Genomic DNA, 21,892 nt, shown 5'->3' on the forward strand with positions numbered 1-21,892 from the left:
AACGATGAATATAGGCTTAACCGGCGGGATCGCGACAGGCAAAAGCAGTGTTTCCGCCTATCTCGCCAGTAAGGGAGCGTTGCTCATCGATGCAGACGTTATTGCCCGGGAAGTTATGATGCCCGGGCATCCCGTGTTGGCCGCCGCTGTTAAGCGGTTCGGACAAGCCATACTGAATGAAGATGGAACACTGGATCGGAAAAAGCTTGGAAGTATTGTTTTCAAACAACCTGAGGAACGAAAGGCATTAGAGGCGATCACACATCCGGCGATCCGTCGAGAGATGCGTGAACGGGCTGCCGCATACCGGGTGCAACATCCGGATAAACTTGTGGTATCTGATATTCCTTTGCTGTACGAGTCGGGTCTGGAAGAGGGTTTCGAGGAAGTTATGGTTGTTTATGTTCCCAGATCGGTCCAACGCGATCGCTTGATGAGTCGGGATGGAATGACTGCAGAACAGGCTGAGGCCCGGATGGATGTACAGATGGATATTGAGCGCAAAAAGAAGCTGGCAGATATTGTAATTGACAACAGTGGTTTATGGACTGAGACGGAGCAGCAAATTGACTCATATCTACAGCGTAAGGGTTTGTTATGAGAATATTGCGCAAGAAACGAGTACTGCTGTTGATGTTTGTGTCCTTTGTATTGGTGTTGTTTCTGAATACAAACTGGATGGCATGGTTCTATCCGATCCATTATAAGGAAGAGATTCGTGCCCAGTCTCAGAGTTATGAGGTTGATCCGTTTCTGATTGCTTCGATCATTAAGGTGGAGACCAATTTCAAGACAAGCAAGGAATCCAAACGCGGTGCCATCGGGCTCATGCAACTGATGCCGGACACGGCCAATTGGATACTGGAGCAAGCCAAAATTCCCGAAACTTCGCTGGATGAATTAAAGCATGAGCCTGAACGAAATATTCAATTAGGCACATGGTATCTGCGTAATCTGTCCGATCAATTTGAGGGCAATGAAGTGGTCATGATCGCTGCCTATAATGCAGGTCCAGGCAAGGTAAATAGTTGGCTTAGAGATGGTGTATGGGATGGCTCGATCGATACGGTGAAGGATATTCCGTTTGGTGAGACGCGTCACTATGTACAAAGGGTTATTTACTATTATAATCAGTATGTAAAGATCTATAATACGTTCTGAGTATATATAAGTAGAAGCACAGAGCAGGCCGGTTATTCACCGGCCGCTCCATGCTCCTCTGTGTAGCGTATTACGTTACGATGCAGATATTATTGGTATTGACCTGCCAATTGCTGTTCTGCAATTGTTACCAGACGCTTCGTGATGTATCCACCGATCGAACCGTTCTCGTAAGAAGTCATGTTACCTTGGTATCCGTCTTGTGGAATGCTGATTCCGAGTTCTTGAGCAACTTCATATTTCATTTGCTCGAGTGCTGCGGAAGCTTTAGTTACCACCAGGTTGTTGGAGTTACCGTTGCTTTGTGCCATTGCTGTTCACCTCCTCGTGAGTTGGTAAAAGTATTATGTCTCGGCAATGCATTTTTCATTACAAAATCAAGACAGGGAATATGTGGTAAAAAGTAAAACGTGGGAAGTGATCTGATTTGAAGTGTCCTTATTGCGGTTATATGGGTACCAAAGTGCTTGATTCGCGTCCGGCCAACGAAGCAAAATCCATTCGTCGTCGCCGTGAGTGTGAGCAGTGTGCCCGAAGATTTACAACGTTTGAGATGATTGAGGAGACTCCACTGATCGTTATTAAGAAAGATGGCAGCCGGGAAGAGTTTAGCCGGGACAAGATTCTCCGCGGGCTTATTCGTGCCTGTGAGAAACGTCCAGTCTCCGTTGAGACGCTGGAGATGATGGTATCTGAAGTGGAGAAATCGCTGCGTAATACAGCTGAAGCTGAAGTGGAGAGCCGCCAGATTGGCGAGCTATTGATGGAACAGTTGTTTCCAGTCGATGAAGTGGCATATGTTCGTTTCGCGTCGGTATATCGCCAGTTCAAAGATATCAATATGTTCATGAAAGAACTGAAATCCCTGTTGTCCAAAGACGATCTGGAGGATTAGTGAAGTGGGAAAGGGAGAAGAGCAGTCTGGAGTTCCAGTCCATGTGTGCCAGTGAAATCGGTTGTTCTTCTCCAATCACTTTGGATCTTGAAAAAGTGATTGACAGCGAAAGCTGGATTTTATATGATATAGGAGTCGCCTGTGGAACGTTAGCAGTGTTGGACAAGTTATCTATTTCATATCCCGGGGCCTTAGCTCAGCTGGGAGAGCGCATCGCTGGCAGCGATGAGGTCAGGGGTTCGATCCCCCTAGGCTCCATAACTAAAGAACCCGCTAAACACAAGGCTTTCCTAGTGTTTGACGGGTTTTTGCTATGAGAAAATGCTTTGTTCTTATCGTCGTGGTCACACGAATGGTCACAGTGAAAGTTTTTTTAGTGTTTTTTTGATTCACTGACTGAATTAATGAAGTAGAATTTTGGACTTGGGGACGAGCTTGGGGACGAATATTCTAGATGTGAAAAACAAGGTTCTAAATCCTGACTGTAGAGTTGTCAAAAAAGTGCAGTTTGAAAACAAGGAGACCCTTCCGGCTGGATATTGTCCAGCCGCAAGGGTCTCCATTTTCCTGTATACGCTTTCAGTTAACCAGATACTCGACGAATCTTACAAAGATAGTAGCTACTTCGGCGCGGGTGGCAGTGGCTTTGGGAGCAAAAAAGTTGTCCGTCTTGCCTAATACAATGCCCATGCCTTGTAGCGCCTGAACGGCCTCCAATGCCCAGGAGCTAATCTCACTCTCGTCCGTGAAGGATTTATAGTGGCTTTCAGGTATCTCATAGCCTTTGTACTTCATATAGTTGTACAGTATCACGAGCATTTGCTCGCGTGTCATCGGTGAATTGGGGTCAAACAGGTCTGCGTTTGTACCGTTGATTATGCCTTTTTCGGCCGCCCACTCGGCTGCTGCCGTGTACCACTGTCCGTCCGTCACGTCACTAAAGCGGGAACCCGTATAGCTGGAGAGGTTTACGTTCTCCAGATTGGTCAATACTTGCACGAACATTGCACGCGTCATTGCGGTGCCCGGTGAGAACGTCGTAGACGTCGTACCTTTGAAAAGATCGTATGTGTAGGCGAAATTGATATCGTTGTAGAACCAGTCGTTTATGTTGGCATCCCTGAAAGGGTTGCCCGATACCACCAGGAAGCCGATTGGGGTGGCGTCATCGAACGACAGCTCCGTACCCTCACGTATGTTCAGCGACAAGCCGTTGTCTAAGCTTACTCTTGCGCCGCTCAGTCCTACCACAACCGCGCCGCTACTCCGTATCTTCGATCCCCCGTGGATATGCACTTGATTACCGTTTGGCAGATTCACATGCGCGTCTTTGCCGCCTATTGTGATCGTACCGTCGCTCGCGATCGTCGAGCCGCCCGAGATGGTCACTGTGCTGTTGCTGCTAGGGAGCTCCACGTGGGCGCTCTTGTCCGCCGGAATGGTCACCTTACCGTATGAGTCTATCGTTGTGCCTTCGGGTACCTTAATCTTCGTCCCGCCTTTGGTCGCAATTTCGCCGCCACCGGGTAGAGTGGTGTTGCCGTTTTTGTCTGTTATCGCGGGCTTATCCTTTGGTGTATTTACTGTGTAGGTCGATTTTGAAGTTCCAGGGTCTGTCCCGATGCCCGTATTGTTGGTGTTTTGTGTACTACCACCGTTGCTTGTATTACCGGTGTTGCCCGTATTGCCTGTAGTACCACCAGAACCAGGTACGGTAGGAGTCGTCGTCTTCGTCGGCATCGCCGTCACACTGATCTCCGCGCCGTCTCCCTTGGCGTTCACCGCAACGATCTTGAAGCTGTAGCTTTGGCCGTTTGTCAGGTTGTTGAAGGTATACTTGTTCTTCGCCGCATCCAATGTAATCGGTGTTATATTGCCATACCATACCTTGTAGCCCAATATCGCGCTGCCACCATCGTCAGCAGGAGTAGTCCAGCTCAATGTGACCTGACCGTCACCTGCTGTCGCCTTGAAGCTGCTCGGCGTATCGGGTACGACCGGTTTTCTCTGCGCGAACATCCAATCAAATACATCTGTGTAGTCGTTGTTCCAAGCTGGCAAGTTAGAGGACTGCGCCGTAGGTGCTATACTCCAAGTTCCCATAGTGATCTGGTTATAAAGAACCGCCGCTTCAACTTCATGCGCTATATAATCAGCCAGAACAGGTGTGTTGGCTGGATTCGGCCTCAGATTCGGCTGATCAAACTGATTGTAGGGCCACGTAAGTGCCTCATTACTCTCAAAGCGCGAAGCCCTCGCGTTGATCATTTTCGGCATATTGTTATTGATAAAGTTATTGAGGTTAGTCTGGTAGCTTCCAACATTATGAGCATTTAAAAACATCCAATAGGCCAGGTTGTTGTGAGCATCATTGTCCTTCGCGTTCGGTGAACCGCTTACCGGGGCCATAGGGGCGGCTGCGGCGAAAAAGCCGGGATAGCTATTAACTAGGTTGTTCGTATACTGACCGCCCCAGGAGAAGCCTGCTGCGTAAACACGGTTAGGGTCTACTTCACCGCTGGCAATCAGGGCGTCTATGACCTTCTTAACATTTTCTGTTGAGGGCACAGATACGCCATTATAGGAAATGTTCAGTACATGGCTGGCATACTTATCGGGATTTTGCTCCATCTTTTTCATTAGAGCGACTGAGCCGTTGGCGGATTTCATGGCCGCTTTTTGGTCTGCCGCAGCATTTGTGCCGCCGCGTGACATGCCGTGAGTATAAACATACAGCGGCAATCCTTTCATCACGTTACCGTCTTCACCCTTATGAAGGTAGAGCGAGCGATTGACCAAATTGTCCGTGAAAGTTGTGAACTTATCGAGGATTGGATTCACAACCTTTTCCTGTTCAAAAACCACGTTGTGAAGCGGATTGCCTTCTGTCAGTACGATTTCGCCTTTTTGGACAATAGTGTAAACCTGCTTTGTCGAGTTACTGCTGCCATCCAGCGTTGTATTGCCGCCGCTCTCTGAATAAAACTCAGACTCAACGACGATGTAACGACCGCTCGCCAGACCGTCCTGATAATCTGGTGAGTTGCTAACCTGCCCCACATAGCCGAGTACCTTAGGCTCGTCATTAGCGTAAACCCTTGTAATTTTGCGTGGTCCTTCAAAGGTCACTGCTTCACCGTTCAGGGTCGTATTCCTAGCCGATAAGGCTAACAAGTCCGGATTAAGCGCGGAGCCTAACACTGCCTTCCCCTCGCCTAAATCAATGATAACAGCCGTTGTGTACTCGCCACTGGCGAAGTTGTCATTCCATACGATAAAGGGAAGTATGCCCGCATCCGGATCGTTTTTGAATGTCACATGAATAGTATGGTTAGCCTCAATATTTGAAAAGGTATACGTGCCAGCAGATAGAGTCACGGTCTCGCCGTCTACCGTTACAGTATCCACAATTTTGCCGTAATCGGGGGTGAACGTAATGTCTTTGTTAGAGCCCCGATCTACTCTCAGAACATCACCGGGTGGGTTCGACATGATTGAGCCGCCCGGTCCCGCAGTGGCGGTGATTGAAAATCTGGTGTCCACTTCATTGGCTGAAATGAGCTGCAGGCTGTCTGTAAATGAATCAGAGCTGGTATAAGCCGCGTCCGGAATTCCAAAAGAGGAAACGACTTCATAGCGGTCAGCTCCATTTTCCGTCGAGTTATTGATGTAAACCTCAAAAGTGAGCTTTCCCTCCTCAAAGGTCAAATTTCTTTTGGGTATTCTCATCTCCACGATGTATCCGGTTTCCGTAATCTGGGTCCATGTAGCCCTGCCTGGAGCGGCCTGCCCTGAAAACACGCCCGTCGCACTGACGCGCCATTGGTTCGAGCCTCCGGTTCCGGTGCCAACATAAAACTCCAGGCTGTCATACCGGTGATCTGCGCCAGCTCCCTGATATAGATTATTGTCATTCACAACTACACGAGCATACAGGTAGTCATGATCCCAAAGGATTCTGGCTGTACCCATGGCATGAGGTCTGGGGTCGGTGGGTACCGTGCTTTTATTGATGTGATGCTCCATGGTTTGGTCCCAGAGGGGATCGTTTGACCCGAGTTCGGGAGTTCCAAACATGGCGGTGGGTGTTTCATTCGCTTCTGCGTTCTCGATGTTGTCAGTGGCGGCAGCATAGCTGGTAGGCATTAGCGAAGCCACCATGACCAAGCAGCAAAGGAGCGCGAGCATTTTTCTTAATTGTTTTGGCATAGATGCAATCCTCCTTATTTTTTGATCTGGTGCGCTCATAGGTTAACCTGCACCATATTTGGAATCGTTTTACAAGCGCCCAACTATATATATTATGTTTATCAGGGCTGCAATCCTTTAATTTAAACCTAGCGTATATTCGAAAATGAAAACGATTACTTTGAAGTATAAAAATGGTGTTGCATTCTGCATTAATTTCAGATTGCAATAAAAAAGTCCACATTATTAACATGATAGTACATTGAATTGAAATATCTGAACACGTAATATGAGAATGAATGTAAGCGTATTCATTTTGGTGAGGAAGGTTTAGCTCCTTGAGTGAGGTAGGTCTTGTTTTGCATGTGAGCTATGGATTTGTGTGCTTCTGAAAATTAAACGAGGGGAAGAATGCTATGCGAAAGCGAATGACGAGCATAACTTTGGTTTTACTTTTGACCTTCAGTAGCTGTTTTAGTTTGGGTATGCCATTCAGCAATCAAGCTTCAGCGGAAACAATAACACCAACGATGTTGGCGCATTATCCACTGCTTGAGGATGTATTGGATCAATCAGGTCATGGCAAGCATGGAACAGCTGTAGGAAACATTACGTATGCTGATGGTCTTACTCTACCTGGAGGGACCGATAGTAATACGAACTACGTCCAGCTTCCGACGGGTTTGTTTGATCATCAAGAAAATACAACGATTTCTGTATGGATCAAGAGTAACACGGGGAGCGGAAACTACTCCGCATTATTCTACGGTACGCCAGCAGCTGATAATAAATTGCCAACGAATTACTGGATGTTTAATCCATCCAACCCAAGCGGTGATTTTAAGTCCGTATTTACAGATCGCAATAATGTTGACCAGCCTTGGACGACAGAGGTAGGCGTATCAGGCACCTCTACGTCACAGTACGAAGGTCAATGGGTTCACTATACAACGGTCATCACAGAACGCTCTATTACAGGTTACATTAACGGTGTAAGTATAGGTACAGTCGCCAAAGAGAAAACAACAGCAAGCTTTGGTACGGATTTGCAAGCTTACATCGGTCGCTCCAATTATCTAGGGGATGCTACTTTTGCAGGTAGCTTTCAAGATTTAAGAATTTACGGTGAGGCACTAAGTAGTGAAAATATTGCCGAAGTATATGAACAATCATTGAATGAAAAGCAAATACAACAAAGCAAAATAGAGCTAACGTTAGGTGATGTATCTGCCGTGACAGAATCTCTTGAACTTCCTTCTGCCGATAAGTATGACGCATCGATATCATGGTCTTCCAGTGATGAAAGTGCGATTAGTCCAACGGGGGAAGTGTTTTTACGAGAAATGGAGCAACAAGTGACGTTAACGGCAACCATTTCTCTAGGTGGGAGCCAGGCAACGAAGGAGTTCATGGTTACCTTACTGCCTAAGGATGGATCTATTGAGTTTGAGCAGATTACCGTTCAAGAAAAGTTGCTAAACGATGATCTGCTTCTTCATTACAACATGAAAACGACTGCCGAAGTAGACGGTCAACTCGTACTGAAGGATGTTGCCAACAAGGAAGTTACATTCGACGGGGTATTTAAAAATCCAAACCATGGACAATTCATTTCAAATAGCGAAGTGGGCTTTATTTCCTTCAATGGTGGAAGCTCTACATCGAATAGTGGATATGTTGAGATCCCTAAGGGCTCCAACGGACTAGATCTATTACAAGGTCTGAATGAAATTACCGTATCTTCCATCGTGAACTGGACGAATGATGGTACGAATCGCTGGATTTTCGGATTGGGTACAGTGTTAACACCGGAAACGAACAAATATTTTTTCGTAACCCCACGTCACGGTAGCGGATCAGGCAATATGATTGCTACAGGTATATCCAAAAATGGCTGGCCGAACGAAGCATTAGTTACAGGTAGCGCCAACTCCAACCTGGTCGGTGGACAGTGGAAGCATGTTACCGTTTCCTTCTCCGAACCTAGCAACAAGATGACATTATTCGTGGATGGAGCGAAGGTTGCTTCAGGCAATACGAAGGGACTTAAGCTGTCAGACATCATTAATCCGGATGCTACGTTCTCTGGTTTTATCGGTAAGTCCATCTTCGCGAATGATCCATATCTTCAAGGTAGCTTGGCTGATTTCCGAGTATATGATCGTGCGTTGACGGAGCAAGAAATGGGCGAGTTATATCAACAGGAAGCCGTGACTCATATCTCCCAAATACGTCAGCTTACTGTTGATGATGCAGCGAATCAACTTAGCATTGATCGTTACTTAGACGAAGCAGATCAGAGTGCTGAACAGATAACGAAAAACCTTACCTTGCCGACTAGCGGTAAAAACGGCGTAACCATCACTTGGAGTTCCAGTCAACCTGCAGTTATCTCTAACAGTGGCACTGTGCAACGTCCAAATGCTCAAGCAAGTGATGTTCAAGCAGAGCTTACCGCTACTTTAACGTATCAAGGCGTATCTATAGAAGCTGTATTCCCTGTTACGATCTTGAAGCAATTCGATGATCAGCAGAAGGTTGATCTGGATGCTGAACAATTAGAGATCTACAATGCGGACAATGTTAAAGGCAACCTACGTCTTGTAACTACAGGTGAACAAGGCTCCACCATTACATGGACATCTAGCAAACCTACAGTAGTTAAAGGGACAGCCGAAGCGGCTGGAAACGCTACACAGTTAGGCTGGGTAAGCCGTCAAGCTATGGATGTACCTGTTACGTTAATAGCTACAATTACGAATGGTACAGCTTCTGAAGAGCGTACGTTTGACCTTACAATTAAAAAAGCAGCTGCGCCAGTACAGCTTGATGCATACTTCTTTGCTTATTTTACAGGTGAATATGAGGGTGGGGAAGAGATCTCCTTCGCTACAGCTGAAGATCCATTGTTCTGGAAAGCGCTGAATAATGGGAAGTCGATCCTTCAATCGGATATGGGTGAAAAAGGGCTTCGTGATCCATTCATTATTCGGTCAGCAGAAGGCGATAAATTCTATATGCTGGCAACCGATTTGAAAATGGGTGAAAGTACAGATTTCGACCAGGCTCAAATTACGGGCAGTCATTACATGATGGTCTGGGAGTCAGAGGATCTCGTTAACTGGAGCGAGCAGCGAATGATCGAGGTTGCTCCCAAGACGGGAGGAAATACGTGGGCACCAGAAGCGATCTATGATCCGGTAACTGGAGAGTATATCGTATTTTGGGCATCATCGATGAAAAATACAGAGACATATGGTGATTTTAACGGAAGACCGGCAGGTCAGTACAATGTGATGTACTACGCGACAACACGAGATTTCTACAACTTTTCTGAACCAACGGTCATGATTGATGAGTCACTGCCAACCATTGATACGACGTTTATTGAGCATGATGATATGTTGTATCGATTCACCAAGTCAGAAGTGAATACGAAAGTCTATGTAGAGAAAGCACCTAATTTCTACTATGACAAGGACGGTATTGCAGCAAATGGCCTTCAATACAACGCTGTTCCTGGAACACGTGATAACAAACTTGGCTTGATCGGAAAAAATGGAAACAATGAAGGGCAAACGATTTTTAAGGATATTCATAAAGACAAATGGTATCTGTTCCTTGATTCATGGCCCTATCATGTACGATACACAACAGATCTGGATAGCAGCACGCAATATATAAACAATGTATTAAGCAGTGATCAATATGCACTGCCACCAGGACCACGACATGGAACGGTCATTCCCATTTCACGTGCAGAGTATAATGCTTTGCAAGAGAAGTATGAATTGCAAGGACCAGCACCATCAACAGACCCGGTTGTACATTACTCATTTGATGCAGATACAGTGAATGGGGCAACGTTAAACGACATTTCGGGCAATGGCCATCATGCAACACTCTTAGGTGGAGCAACGATTAATGAAGAGGATCGTATCGGGATTTCGGGTGCTTCGCTAGAGCTTAATGGGTCAACAGGATATGTGAAGCTGCCAGATCACTTGATTCAATCCTTGAATCTGGAGAAGGCTACGTTCTCTACATGGGTTCAAATGGACCGAAATCAGGCAAATCAAAGAATATTTGATTTTGCTTCCGAAACAGGCAGACAGGTGAATCGCAATACGATGTACTTGAGTACACAAGGGGATACAGGTAGTTTAGAGTTCGCTGTCGTAACCCCTTTTACTGAGAAATTCAGCAATGACACCACAAAACTAGGGTCTGATTATAAATATGCAGTGAGAAATGCCGGACTATTGCCAACAAAGACTTGGCAACATGTTGCCATTACAATGGACGAATTCGAGGCAGTATTGTATGTGAATGGTCAAGAGGTTAAACGTAGCTCGACATTTAACGTGGAGCCGAGAATGTTACTGGAAACAACGATGAATTATATTGGTAAATCGAGAAATAGCTCTGATCGTCTATTTGCTGGTAAATTGGATGATTTCCGTATTTATAATCGTGCATTATCCGGTGAAGAGATTACAGCATTAGCAGATGAAGATGTTACTCCTCCAGTAGAGCAGCCCTCTGGTGCTGAGCTTATTCTCCACTACGATATGAACGATATCGATCGTGCGACTGCAACGGTTATTGACCAAACAGGTAACTTCAACGGTAAATGGATGAATCCGTCTAAGGCAGAATGGATTCGTACACAAGATGCTGGTGTGTTGAGCTTTAATGGGGGCAGGACGGACTCCTATGTAGAGCTGCCACAAGGAGTTCTCGATGGATTAACGGATATTACCGTTTCATCAATTGTGAACTGGAGCGGTAAAAACGCTGCGGAGTGGTTATATGCATTAGGAAGACCGAACAATAATACGCACTATACGTATTTCACACCACGGTATAACGCTAACGGTCTAGCCCGTTTGGGTATCGCGACGAATGCCTGGAATAATGAGTCTTCAACCTCGACCACGGGCTTAAAGAAAAATGAATGGAAAGTAGTTACGACTGTTGTTTCAGGTACAGATGGTACACTAACGCTTTATATTGATGGTGTTGCTGTTGCAGTAGGCTCAACGAATGGAATGACACTGGAACAAATAAAAAATACTTCAGGCAGTAGTGGAACCATCGGTAAGTCATTCTATACAGCTGATCCATACTTCGGCGGGTTGATTGCAGACTTCCAAATTTATGATGGTGCGATGACTGCGGCAGATATTACATCACTTCAGGCTCGTGCAGATCAGAAGATTGCTAAAATGGAGGGCATGCTGGTATCGGCTGCGACAGAGCAATTAACGATTGCTGATCTGCTTGCTTCGAATACATCCAAAGATGCGATTATAAGCAATGTAACCTTGCCAACATCAGGTGCGTATGGCACAACAATAAGCTGGACTTCAGATAAGGACAGAGTGATCTCAAATACAGGTACTGTAACCAGACCAGCTAACGCAACGGGCGATCAAGTTGTAACCCTAACAGCGGAATTTACAGATGGTACAGAGACCGTTAACAAAACCTTTACGTTGATGGTTAAGGCATTACCGAGCGATACCGCTTCTGTAGATGAAGCAAAAGCAGCGCTAGTCGTTCATAACATTACGGATGTGAGAGGTCATATATCATTACCGGCATCCGGGTTATATGGAACAACGATTACTTGGACTTCTGCTCAACCAAACGTCGTTTCAGTGACTGGTGAAGTACAACGTCCGTCGCACGGTAGTGGAGATATAGACGTGAAGCTTACAGCTACGATTACTTTAAATTCAGCATCCACTACAAAGGAATTTATTGCGAAGGTCAAGGAACGGCCTGCTGCTGAAAATTATGCGGGATACTTCTTCACCTATTTCACTGGAGAAGGTACTTCAACAGGCGAGCAAGTTCACTTTGCACTAAGTAACGGTAATGATCCGTTGAACTGGCGAGAATTGAATAATGGTAAACCTGTATTGACCTCTACCTTAGGGGAGAAGGGAGTACGTGATCCATTCGTTATCCGTTCGCCTGAAGGTGACAAGTTCTACATGATCGCTACGGATCTGAAAATTAACGGCAATGGTGACTGGGGCAAAGCGCAAACATGGGGCAGTCGTTCCATTATGGTGTGGGAATCGAATGATCTGGTCAACTGGACAGATCAACGCATGGTAGAGGTTGCACCGGAAGAAGCGGGTAATACATGGGCACCAGAAATTATGTACGATAAAACAACAGGTGAATATATCGTATTTTGGGCATCAAGAATGTTCGATGATGCATCCCATACAGGCAGTGCATATCAAAAAATGATGTATAGCAAGACAAGAGATTTTTATACGTTTACTGAACCGCAAGTATATTTGGATTATGGATATTCCATCATTGACACCACGATGATTGAACACGATGGAAAAGTGTATCGTTTTACGAAGGATGAACGAGACAACGGAGCTGCTGCTCCATTTGGCAAGATGATTTTTCAGGAGATGGGTGACTCGATCTTAGATCCAGCCTTCAAGTTGATTAATCAAGGTGTGGGTAACATGAAATGGGTTGAGGGTCCAACGATCTTCAAATCAAATACAGAAGAAAAATGGTATTTATTCGTAGATGAGTTTGGAGGAAGGGGGTATGTTCCATTCGAGACAACCAATCTGGCATCAGGTGACTGGACATTATCTTCTAACTACAATTTACCCGCTAGTCCGCGTCACGGAACCGTAATTCCGATTACACAAAGTGAGTATGATGCACTCAGTGGGAAGAACGTTCCTGTTAGCGGAATTAGCTTGGACAAAAAGACATTGTCCATCGTAGAAGGTCAATCAGGGCAATTGACAGCTACGATCGCACCGGCAAATGCAACGAAAAAAGCAGTAATATGGAGCTCAAGTAACCCAGTAGTAGCCACTGTAAGTGCGACTGGTCAAGTAAAAGCTGTTGCATCAGGAACAGCAATCATCACAGTAACTACGGTAGATGGTGGTTTTTCAGACAGCGCTACCGTAACGGTAAAACCATTGGTTGATGGGATGCCACAAGCACCAGGCAGTGGTGATGGAAGTGGTGGCGGTGGCGGTAACATCCCTGCGCCTACAGTACCACCAACTCCAGGTGGAAGTGAGCCAGTTGTGATGGACAACGGACAAATAAACATTAAACCAGTAGTTAATGAGAGCGATGCTTCTAAGGTGAAGTTAAGTGCAGATACGGTGAAGCGTGCGCTTGATCAAACGACAGGCGGTAAGCTACGGGTGCGTCTCGAAGCTGATGAAAGCTTGAACGGGATAACGATTGAGCTAGCAGTAGATCCGCGTTTAACAAGTGGAACGTCTACGGTAGATCGCATCGAGATCAACACAGGCTCGGCAGTCGTAACTGTGGCAACCGAAATGCTTGGAACAGAAACAAGCGCAGGGACAACGTTAGGATTGTCGCTTAAGAAAATACCAGCTAATCAACTGTCAGCTGGTGCACAAGCTGGGCTAACCGGTGAGGTCGTATACGATATCAAGTTAACTATGGATGGTAAGAAGCTTACAGTGTTTGATGGTAGAGATGATCTCGTGATTGCATTGCCATATACATTAAAGGTTTCGGAGAATCCAAACAACGTCATCGTATACGATGTGAAGGATAACGGTGAGCTAAGAGTGGTGACAAATGGTAAATACAATGAAGCGACGGGAAAAGTAGAGTTCAAGCCAACGTATCCAGGCAAGTATACGGTAGCGTATGTTGCAACGAGCTTTCAGGATGTGACCCAAGCTTGGGCGAAGGATGCGATCTCGGGATTGGGAGCAAGAGGCATAGTGAAGGGTGTAAATGTCGGCGAGTTTAATCCGAAGGGTCAAGTGACAAGAGCAGAATTCATCACCATGCTGATGAATATGTTGGAGTTATCGGATGAGCGCGCAACGACAAGTTTTAGTGATGTGAAGCAAGGTGAATGGTACCATGGAAACATCGCAACCGCGCAGAAGCTGGGGATTGTGAACGGGAAACCAGATGGAACATTCGGAGTTCATGAGAACATTACGCGTGAAGATATGGCCGTTATGGTATACAAGGCAATCCAAATGAAGCAACTAGCGTTAGCGATTTCTGAAGCTAGAGCCTTCAAGGATGAAGCAAGCATCGCAAACTATGCGAAGCAAGCGGTAGAGGCAATCCATAGAGCCGGCATCATAAACGGTGTAGGTAACGATGAGTTTGCACCGAAGAAGAATGCCAGCCGTGCAGAAGCAGCAGTGATGATCTATAAACTGTTGGGTTTGATGTAGGCACGTGCTCCTTGTATTAGGGAATAACAAAGCGAAAAACGTTACCACCTCGTGTGGTAGCGTTTTTTTTCTAACTTTACCTGGCATCAACAATCTCATTATTTTACCCTGATATCGGTTGGATTCTTCCTTGCAGCCTCGATATGTTTCATTTGATTCACTTTATGAATAATGGAGACAGCAGTGTTTTTTAAGATTTATAGCAGCGACACTTTTATTGAAAGCGCTTTTAAATTGTTATAGACAACAGTCGCGTCGGATGATATATTGTTTCTGTAAGAAACAATATTATTTTTAAGAGAAATAATAATAAGCGTGTCCACGGTAGGCGGAGGAAGTGATTTCTCGAAGCTTAAGCTTGGACACCACCAAAAGGACGGGGAAACGATGACTAAGATTGAAACAACAATCAAATCCTTTGACGGTACACAGCTTTATTTCAGCAAGGATACAGTTGAACATGCAAAAGCCGCTGTCGTTATTGTACACGGACTCGCTGAGCATGCAGGGCGTTACGATTATGTGACAGAGAAGCTGAGCCAGCGCGGTTTTAACGTATATCGGTTTGACCATCGCGGTCATGCCAGATCCGAAGGACAACGTACGTTCTACAGTGATTTCCACCAGATTATAGAGGATGTCAACGTTGTAGTGGAGAATGCATTGCAGGAGAGCGGCGACCTTCCGCTGTTTGTTATCGGACATAGCATGGGTGGTTTTGCAACCTCATCCTTTGGAACGAAATATCCTGGCAAAGTCAAAGGCATCGTACTATCCGGAGCGCTTACTCGTTACAATACAAAAGTTGCCGGAGAACTGCCGATGGATCTTCCTACAGGCACCTATTTCCCCAATGAGCTGGGCAATGGCGTATGCAGTGATCCCGCTGTTGTATCCGCTTACGCGAATGACCCACTGGTGGAAAAGCAGATCTCTGTAGATTTGTTTAACAGCCTGGGAAATGGCATAGCATGGCTGAAGGAGAACCCTAAGCAGTTTACAGATCCTGTACTTGTTCTGCATGGGTCCAATGACGGGCTGGTCAGTGAACAGGATTCTCGTGACTTTTATGGGGATATTGCTTCAACAGATAAAACACTCAAAATCTATGCTCATCTGATGCATGAGATATTTAATGAAACGACTCGTGATGATGTTATTGAAGAAGCAATTACATGGATTGAAAAACGAATCTGATTTCAGTAGAGTAAGAGAGAGAATCTGAATATGAAAGGGATTACTCATGAAATTAGATTGGATGGGCGACCATCGGGCACTGATTGAGAAAATTATCAAATACGGCAATGCATACTCGAACACCTACAAGTTGCAGCGAAGTTATGGTACGGATATGATGTTCTCGGCTTCACAGATTCAGACGCTGGAATACATTCTGGAAGCCGAGGACAAGGAAGAGAAGATGTCGGAAATGGCCGCACGCTTGGGCGTAAGCCGTAGTACATTTTCCAAGAACGTGAAGAATCTAACGGAAAAAGGTCTGCTCGAAAAATTTCATTTAAGCGGCAACCGCAAAGACATCTACGTCAAACCTTCTGCAAAAGGGCGCGAGGTATATGCGAAGTACACTGAATTTGTAAGGGAGCTTTGCTTTGATGAGATTTTCAAGTATGCAGATCAGATTTCGGATGCGGACAAGCAGAACTTTATTCGCATCATGGATTTGTTTGCCGACGTGCTCGTCTGGTATGGGGAAAAGGAACAGGAAGCGCGCAAGTTAATCAGAATTGATTCCGATTTGAGCAGAGACTAGTTCAACAACATTAAAGGAATTTCCTCAAGGCTGTCTGTGGCCTGAAAGGGAAATTCCTTTTTGCTTGCTCTGAGACATGAACCTTGAAATTAAGGCCCTAGCCCATTCCCTCCGCGAATGTCCGTCATACAGTATAAAGTGCTTGAGGCACCAGAGGCTGTAGGACAATTATTCAGCAAGGAGTGGGATGTGTGAAATCATCAACAAAGCTTACCGGACGGGTTATTTACAAAGGTGATCCAGGATATGAAGCGGCGCGCAAGAACTGGGACCCGCATACCGACAGATACCCCAAAGTTTTTGTTTTTGCCCAAAAGACGAAAGATGTCTCCAACGCTATCCGTTGGGCTCGTGAAAACAATGTTCCGATCAGGCCGCGGAGCGGCAGACATGCGCTTGAAGTAAACCTTTCGCAGGTGAACGGCGGTATCGTGATTGATGTGAGTGATCTGAATTCGATCAAGCTTGATAAAAAGAATGGAACGGTTGTTGTTGGAACAGGAAACCGCGTGGGAAGAATTGCGAATACCCTTGCCAAGCAAGGTTTCATAGCTCCTTTTGGTGATAGCCCAACTGTAGGGATCGGTGGAATTACATTAGGTGGGGGAATTGGGCCTCTCCAACGTACCATTGGTCTCATCAGTGATAACTTGCTTGAAGTAGAGATGGTGGATGCCAAAGGAAAAGTGATTCGAGCCAATAAAAATTGCAATGCAGATCTCTTTTGGGCCTCGCGCGGAGGCGGAGGTGGTAACTTCGGAGTGTACACCCGCTACAAGTTCAAAGTGCGCCGGGCTCCAGCGAAGGCGACAGTATTTAAAATCACCTGGCCATGGGCTCAATTCGAAAAGGTGCTCAAAGTATGGCAGCAGTGGGCTCCCTCTGTTGATACGAGATTGGGCAGCGAGTTGTCCATCGGACCGAAAAAGGGTGGCAATGTCGTCATGGAGGGGCTGTTCCTAGGGTCAAAAACGGAGGCTCTCCGGCTATTACAGCCGATTACGAGTGTCGGCACACCGACAAGTACCATCGTTCGTTTGTTACCATACACAGAAGTTGTAAAGTTCTTATTGCTTCCTGATCCGATCGAAACTCAAAGGTACAGTAACCAGTTCTCGTCCGGTTTTGGACGAAAACCATTCCCCGATAAAGCCATCAAATCGATGCGTGCATTCTTGGAGAACTTGGAAGAGGGGCCAGGCGGGTTCTATTTCCTCAACTGGGGCGGAGCAGTAAGTCGCAAATCGCCTAGATCAACCGCGTTCTTCTGGCGGAAAGAGAAGTTCTATGTGGAATGGACCAGTACGTGGATCAAACCATCCCATGCCGCCAAAAATATTGCACTAGCTCGTAATACCCGCAAGAAATTGCAACCATACATTGTCGGTTCGTATATCAACGTTCCAGACCAAGGAATCAAAAATTCCGGTCCAGTGTACTATGGAGCCAACTATGCCAGACTGCGGAGAGTCAAAGCCAAGTACGACCCGAAAAATGTGTTTAACAATCCGCAAAGTATCACTCCCGCCCGGATGGTGTAGTTGAGTACCAAGAAATCGTGGATCTGAAGTGAACACATTTTAAAAAAAGGAAACCAAAAAGCTGCCCTCGGTCATATGACCAAGAGCAGCTTCTTCGCATGTTAGATACGCATGGCAACTGTTCTGCTATTATGCTTTAACTTGTTCTCCAGCAAATACTTCAACGTTCATAGGAGCGGCCATAAATGCTGCTGCTTGTTGAACAAAAGCTTGGAAATGTGTGCTTGTATTGTGGGATGCTGTAGCAGCTTCATCTTTCCACAGCTCGATCATTGTGTATTGTTGTTCGTGTTCAGTGCTTTTTGCCAGGTCATAGCTGATGTTGCCTTCTTCTTGACGTGTTGCAGCGATCAGTTCTTTCGCAGCTGCGAGGAATGCTTGTTCTTGGTCCGGTTTAACCTGCAAATGAGCGTGAATGATAATCATAATGTGTAACCTCCATATTGTGTTTGTTTGGAATGTGTTAAGAATGTATGCTTATTGACCAATATAACCGTAACTTACAGGGAATGACGTTCCTGTTATTATGCCCAAGTTGTGATGGTTTCTACAGGCAGACGGTAGGACGGATGACCTTCTTTGGCTGATTTACCAATAGAGATCAACATAACTGCTTGATAACGCTCTTTGTCCATGCCAAATGCTTCTGCAATTTGATCTTTTTCGTAACCGCCGATTGGGTTGGTATCATAACCATGAGCACGTGCTACAAGCATTAATTGCATGGAAGCAAGTCCAGCGTCGATCATATTGACTTCGCGAATAGCGGGAGCAGGCATACTTTCATAATAAGGCAATACTTTTGATAACTGCATATCTTTGACTTCTTGTGGCATATAACCCAGTTCTACAGCTTTACCAAAAATCTCTTCCATATGTTCGGCATTGTTCATATCAATGAATACGCCAATGACTGCGGAGGAAGTCAACACTTGATTCTGATTGAATCTCGCAAGTGGAGCAAGCTTTTCTTTACCTTCAGCCGTATCTACAACCAGAAAGCGCCAAGGCTGCAAATTGATCGAAGATGGTGCACGGGAAGCTTCTGCCAGAATCTCAGTCATTTCTTCACGGCTGATTTTCACCTCAGGATCGTAAAGTTTAACAGAACGACGACCGTAGGTAATTTCGTTAAAATCATTGGTTTTTTGGAATTTGCTTTGGATTGTACTCATGAATGGATCTCTCCTCTATATATGGGTTTAAAAATTGTTTTGCATACGTTCCAGGAAATCGGCGAGTGCCTGAACTTCGTCCTTACTGAAATCCTGTAAAATCTGGTTGATAAAATTGGTCTTCTCTGCTTTGTAGCCTTCAATCTGCTTCCGACCGTGGTCCGTCAAACGAACAAAAGTTACCCGATTATCTTCAGGATTCTTGCGTCTTGTAACCATTTGGTCAACCTCAAGCTGTTTCAAGTGGCGTGTAATCGCAGCACTATCAATGTTAATGATTTTCTGCAACATGGATTGGTTAATCTCATCTACCTGATCCAGCTCATGCAGAATTTCAAAGCGAGAGGAACTGATCCCTGTACAGCGTTCGAACTTGGGACTAATTTTGTTACCCAATACGTTCAACAGATTGATGATTTGTTCTTCTTTGGAAACAATACGTGTCATGACTAGACCTCCCGGGTGAATCTGAATCATGAACAACGGCGCATGTTAACCAATAATAAAAGTTGCAGTATACAATGCCATTGTCTAATGATTATTTGGATGCTCTCGATCATTGATGTATCAATAGTTGATGCCTCAATCATTGATGGCTCAATTAATATATCATGCCTTTTAGGATTTTGCAACAGGTTCAGAAGAAGAGGATGATTATACCTGTATTATCACGGTACATAAGCATTGTCGTCTATGTAGGGTGTCCATTTGAATCAGTTTATATCGATCGATGGAGTTATTGAGAATTATTATCAATTGATCTATAATAAAAAAGATATGCACATCGAGCGAACGTGACAGGTTGCAGTTCATACAACAGCTGAGAAGGTAAGAAGGTGCATTTGGATCGGAGGGTAAGTACAGAAGATATGAATTTGAATGATCACATCAAGCTGTGGAATCATGTTTTTGTCAAAATACTCGATGTACGCCAAAACAATTTGCAACCTGGCGAGAAGCTGAAGACTTATCAACTACCGGCGAGTGTCTATTTGTATATCATCCATGGCAGCGCACGAATACGAATGGATCAACACAGTTATATTGTAGATGGATTCCACGTTATTCATGGCGGCAAGCAGGCATACTTAAACATGGAGACGGATTCGGGCGTGGCGTATTATATGATTTTGTACAAAACCATTCTTGCGTTGCCCTGTGGTATGGAAATTCAGCATTTGATGGATCATGAACGTCCGTTCCAGGACCAATATGCACTTGTACCCACCCGTCCGCTGGACATGTATCGATGTATGGAGGAACTGAAAAGGGAGTGGGAACAGTCCACCAAACTCGCAAAGCTGCATGCCAAAACTCTATTTCTTCAATGGGTATATTCTTTGTTGGAAGACTTACATAAACAATCCATCCAACCATGGAAACCGGATACGGTCACACAAGCTATTGATTATATGAATGCTCATCTGCACGAACCCATAGCTCTTGATATAATGGCGGAAGCATTGGAATGCAGCGTGGGGCACCTGTCCAGATTGTTCAAACAAAAGTTGAACGTCAGTCCCATCCAGTATCTTGCACAGATCCGAATGGAGAGGGCTGCACATCTTCTGGTACACACGGATGCTACGTTGCAACAGATTGCAGAACAAGTTGGTTATCTGGATGCACATTCACTAAGTCGCAGTTTCAAAAAAATCAAAGGACAATCTCCAATTCGCTACAAAAAAGCTCTAAGCCAACGGTTAGATAAGCCGAAAAAGGCATTGGTAATGAACCAAAAGCAAGATTTGCCCACTGTGATGCAAGAAAATGCCCTTCATCCGCTACATACCTCTCTATATAATGATATTGATTATCAATATCACAAGAATGTTGGAGGGGAATTACTGATGCAAGGAAAATTCAAAATGACAGCTGTAAGCATGCTGCTGTGTCTTACTCTATTACTCGCGGCATGTTCCAGTACCGCACCGTCTGCAAGCGGTTCGCAAACAGAGAGCAATACGACTACTACACAATCGGGTAACCAGGCAACAGAGGCAGGCAAATCGACTGCCCAACCAGAGACAAGAACGGTTTCTACATTGAGAGGAGATGTGGTGATTCCCGCCAACCCTCAGCGTGTTGCTTCGGATCAATACATGGGGTACCTGCTGAAACTGGGCATTATACCGGTTGGTGTGAGAACGTTCATGCTGAATGAATCCTGGATTGAAAAGTCCAATATTCCTGCTGATGTGATAGCCGGTATTGAAGATTTGGGAGGAGAATTCCCGATGAATCTGGAGAAGCTGGTTTCGCTTGAGCCCGATCTTATCATCGGTTCCATTGATAAAAATATCGAGGATTACGAGAAAATTGCAACGACTGTCTTTTTACCCTATTGGGAGGGTGAAACAACTTCAGGTCCACTGGAAAAACTGCGCCGGATCGCTGGTGTGTTTGGGAAAGAGAAGGAAGCAGAGACATGGATTACAACCTATGAAGAGAAGGTCGAAGAAGCCAAAAATCGGATCGATGGTATTATTAAAGATGGGGAGACCGTATCCATTGTACAGATAGGTAACAAAGCGATGTATGTAATGGGGGCAGATGGCGGTAACTACGGCAGCTCGACCATTTATGAAATGTTGAAATTGCCTCCTACTCAGCAGGCATTGGAGATGAAGGAAGGGTTCGAAAATATCTCCCTTGAAGTGCTGCCGGAGTATATGGGAGATCATATCTTCGTATATGGTTCGGGAGACGCAGACGCTGATGAGGTACTGAACAGTGAGGTATGGAAGCATCTTCCCGCTGTGCAGAAAGGTCAGGTTTATGCTTATGGTTCCTTTGGAGACAAAGGCGATGAGTTCGTGATGGAAGATCCGTATTCACTGGAATTGCAGCTGGATACGATCACAAACATATTGCTGAAAGCAAAATAATTAAGTGTAATCAGGTAGTTATAGGTTCGATCC

13 protein-coding genes and 1 tRNA gene are annotated in these 21,892 nt (G+C 45.3%); 9 read left to right on the forward strand and 5 right to left on the reverse strand.

The window, feature by feature from the left end; genetic code table 11:
- The first annotated feature begins 4 nt into the window (after positions 1-4).
- Entirely contained in the window at positions 5-601 is a 597-nt protein-coding gene (coaE, locus tag ACTHPG_RS04840; RefSeq protein ID WP_440387996.1) for a dephospho-CoA kinase, read from the forward strand.
- Positions 598-1,161 (forward strand): lytic transglycosylase domain-containing protein, encoded by a 564-nt coding sequence (locus ACTHPG_RS04845; RefSeq protein ID WP_440387998.1) that lies wholly within the window; start codon positions 598-600, stop codon positions 1,159-1,161. Before coaE ends, ACTHPG_RS04845 begins: the two co-directional genes overlap by 4 nt.
- A gap of 89 nt (positions 1,162-1,250) precedes the next feature.
- Here ACTHPG_RS04845 and ACTHPG_RS04850 read toward each other — a convergent pair whose 3' ends face one another.
- Entirely contained in the window at positions 1,251-1,472 is a 222-nt protein-coding gene (locus tag ACTHPG_RS04850) for an alpha/beta-type small acid-soluble spore protein (protein ID WP_017689472.1), read from the reverse strand.
- Between the two features lie 116 nt (positions 1,473-1,588).
- On the opposite strand from ACTHPG_RS04850, the gene nrdR reads away from it, so the two are divergent.
- Both nrdR and ACTHPG_RS04860 read left to right on the forward strand, forming a co-directional pair.
- Positions 1,589-2,056 carry a transcriptional regulator NrdR gene (gene nrdR, locus ACTHPG_RS04855; RefSeq protein WP_124113841.1) on the forward strand — a complete coding sequence of 156 codons (468 nt, stop codon included), beginning with the start codon at positions 1,589-1,591 and terminating at the stop codon, positions 2,054-2,056.
- Between the two features lie 185 nt (positions 2,057-2,241).
- Positions 2,242-2,314 (forward strand) — tRNA-Ala (locus ACTHPG_RS04860).
- A gap of 321 nt (positions 2,315-2,635) precedes the next feature.
- On the opposite strand, the gene ACTHPG_RS04865 is transcribed toward ACTHPG_RS04860, so the two are convergent.
- A complete protein-coding gene (locus ACTHPG_RS04865; RefSeq protein WP_440387999.1) occupies positions 2,636-6,265 on the reverse strand; it encodes an S-layer homology domain-containing protein in 3,630 nt (1,209 codons plus the stop codon).
- 395 nt (positions 6,266-6,660) lie between these two features.
- Between ACTHPG_RS04865 and ACTHPG_RS04870 the strand changes: the two genes are divergently transcribed.
- From ACTHPG_RS04870 to ACTHPG_RS04885, 4 genes are all read left to right on the forward strand, one after another.
- Entirely contained in the window at positions 6,661-14,484 is a 7,824-nt protein-coding gene (locus ACTHPG_RS04870; protein WP_440388000.1) for an immunoglobulin-like domain-containing protein, read from the forward strand.
- A 387-nt stretch (positions 14,485-14,871) separates the two neighbouring features.
- The gene (locus ACTHPG_RS04875; RefSeq protein WP_440388001.1) at positions 14,872-15,681 is read left to right on the forward strand and encodes a lysophospholipase; all 810 of its coding nucleotides are present in this window, start codon (positions 14,872-14,874) and stop codon (positions 15,679-15,681) included.
- Positions 15,682-15,727: 46 nt separating this feature from the next.
- Positions 15,728-16,255, forward strand: coding sequence for a MarR family winged helix-turn-helix transcriptional regulator (locus ACTHPG_RS04880; protein WP_440388002.1), 528 nt, complete (start codon positions 15,728-15,730; stop codon positions 16,253-16,255).
- Between the two features lie 191 nt (positions 16,256-16,446).
- A complete protein-coding gene (locus ACTHPG_RS04885; protein WP_440388003.1) occupies positions 16,447-17,796 on the forward strand; it encodes an FAD-binding oxidoreductase in 1,350 nt (449 codons plus the stop codon).
- A gap of 129 nt (positions 17,797-17,925) precedes the next feature.
- On the opposite strand, the gene ACTHPG_RS04890 is transcribed toward ACTHPG_RS04885, so the two are convergent.
- From ACTHPG_RS04890 to ACTHPG_RS04900, 3 genes are all read right to left on the reverse strand, one after another.
- Positions 17,926-18,222 (reverse strand): putative quinol monooxygenase, encoded by a 297-nt coding sequence (locus ACTHPG_RS04890; RefSeq protein ID WP_440388005.1) that lies wholly within the window; start codon positions 18,220-18,222, stop codon positions 17,926-17,928.
- A gap of 98 nt (positions 18,223-18,320) precedes the next feature.
- Positions 18,321-18,971, reverse strand: coding sequence for a nitroreductase family protein (locus ACTHPG_RS04895; RefSeq protein WP_440388006.1), 651 nt, complete (start codon positions 18,969-18,971; stop codon positions 18,321-18,323).
- A gap of 27 nt (positions 18,972-18,998) precedes the next feature.
- Positions 18,999-19,418: a MarR family winged helix-turn-helix transcriptional regulator gene (locus ACTHPG_RS04900; protein ID WP_440388007.1), complete on the reverse strand. Its 420-nt coding sequence runs from the start codon at positions 19,416-19,418 to the stop codon at positions 18,999-19,001.
- A 389-nt stretch (positions 19,419-19,807) separates the two neighbouring features.
- Here ACTHPG_RS04900 and ACTHPG_RS04905 point away from each other — a divergent pair, with 389 nt between their 5' ends.
- Positions 19,808-21,859 (forward strand): ABC transporter substrate-binding protein, encoded by a 2,052-nt coding sequence (locus tag ACTHPG_RS04905; RefSeq protein ID WP_440388008.1) that lies wholly within the window; start codon positions 19,808-19,810, stop codon positions 21,857-21,859.
- Positions 21,860-21,892: the final 33 nt, after the last annotated feature.

Source organism: Paenibacillus sp. SAF-068 (assembly GCF_051967555.1).
Lineage (GTDB): Bacteria > Bacillota > Bacilli > Paenibacillales > Paenibacillaceae > Paenibacillus.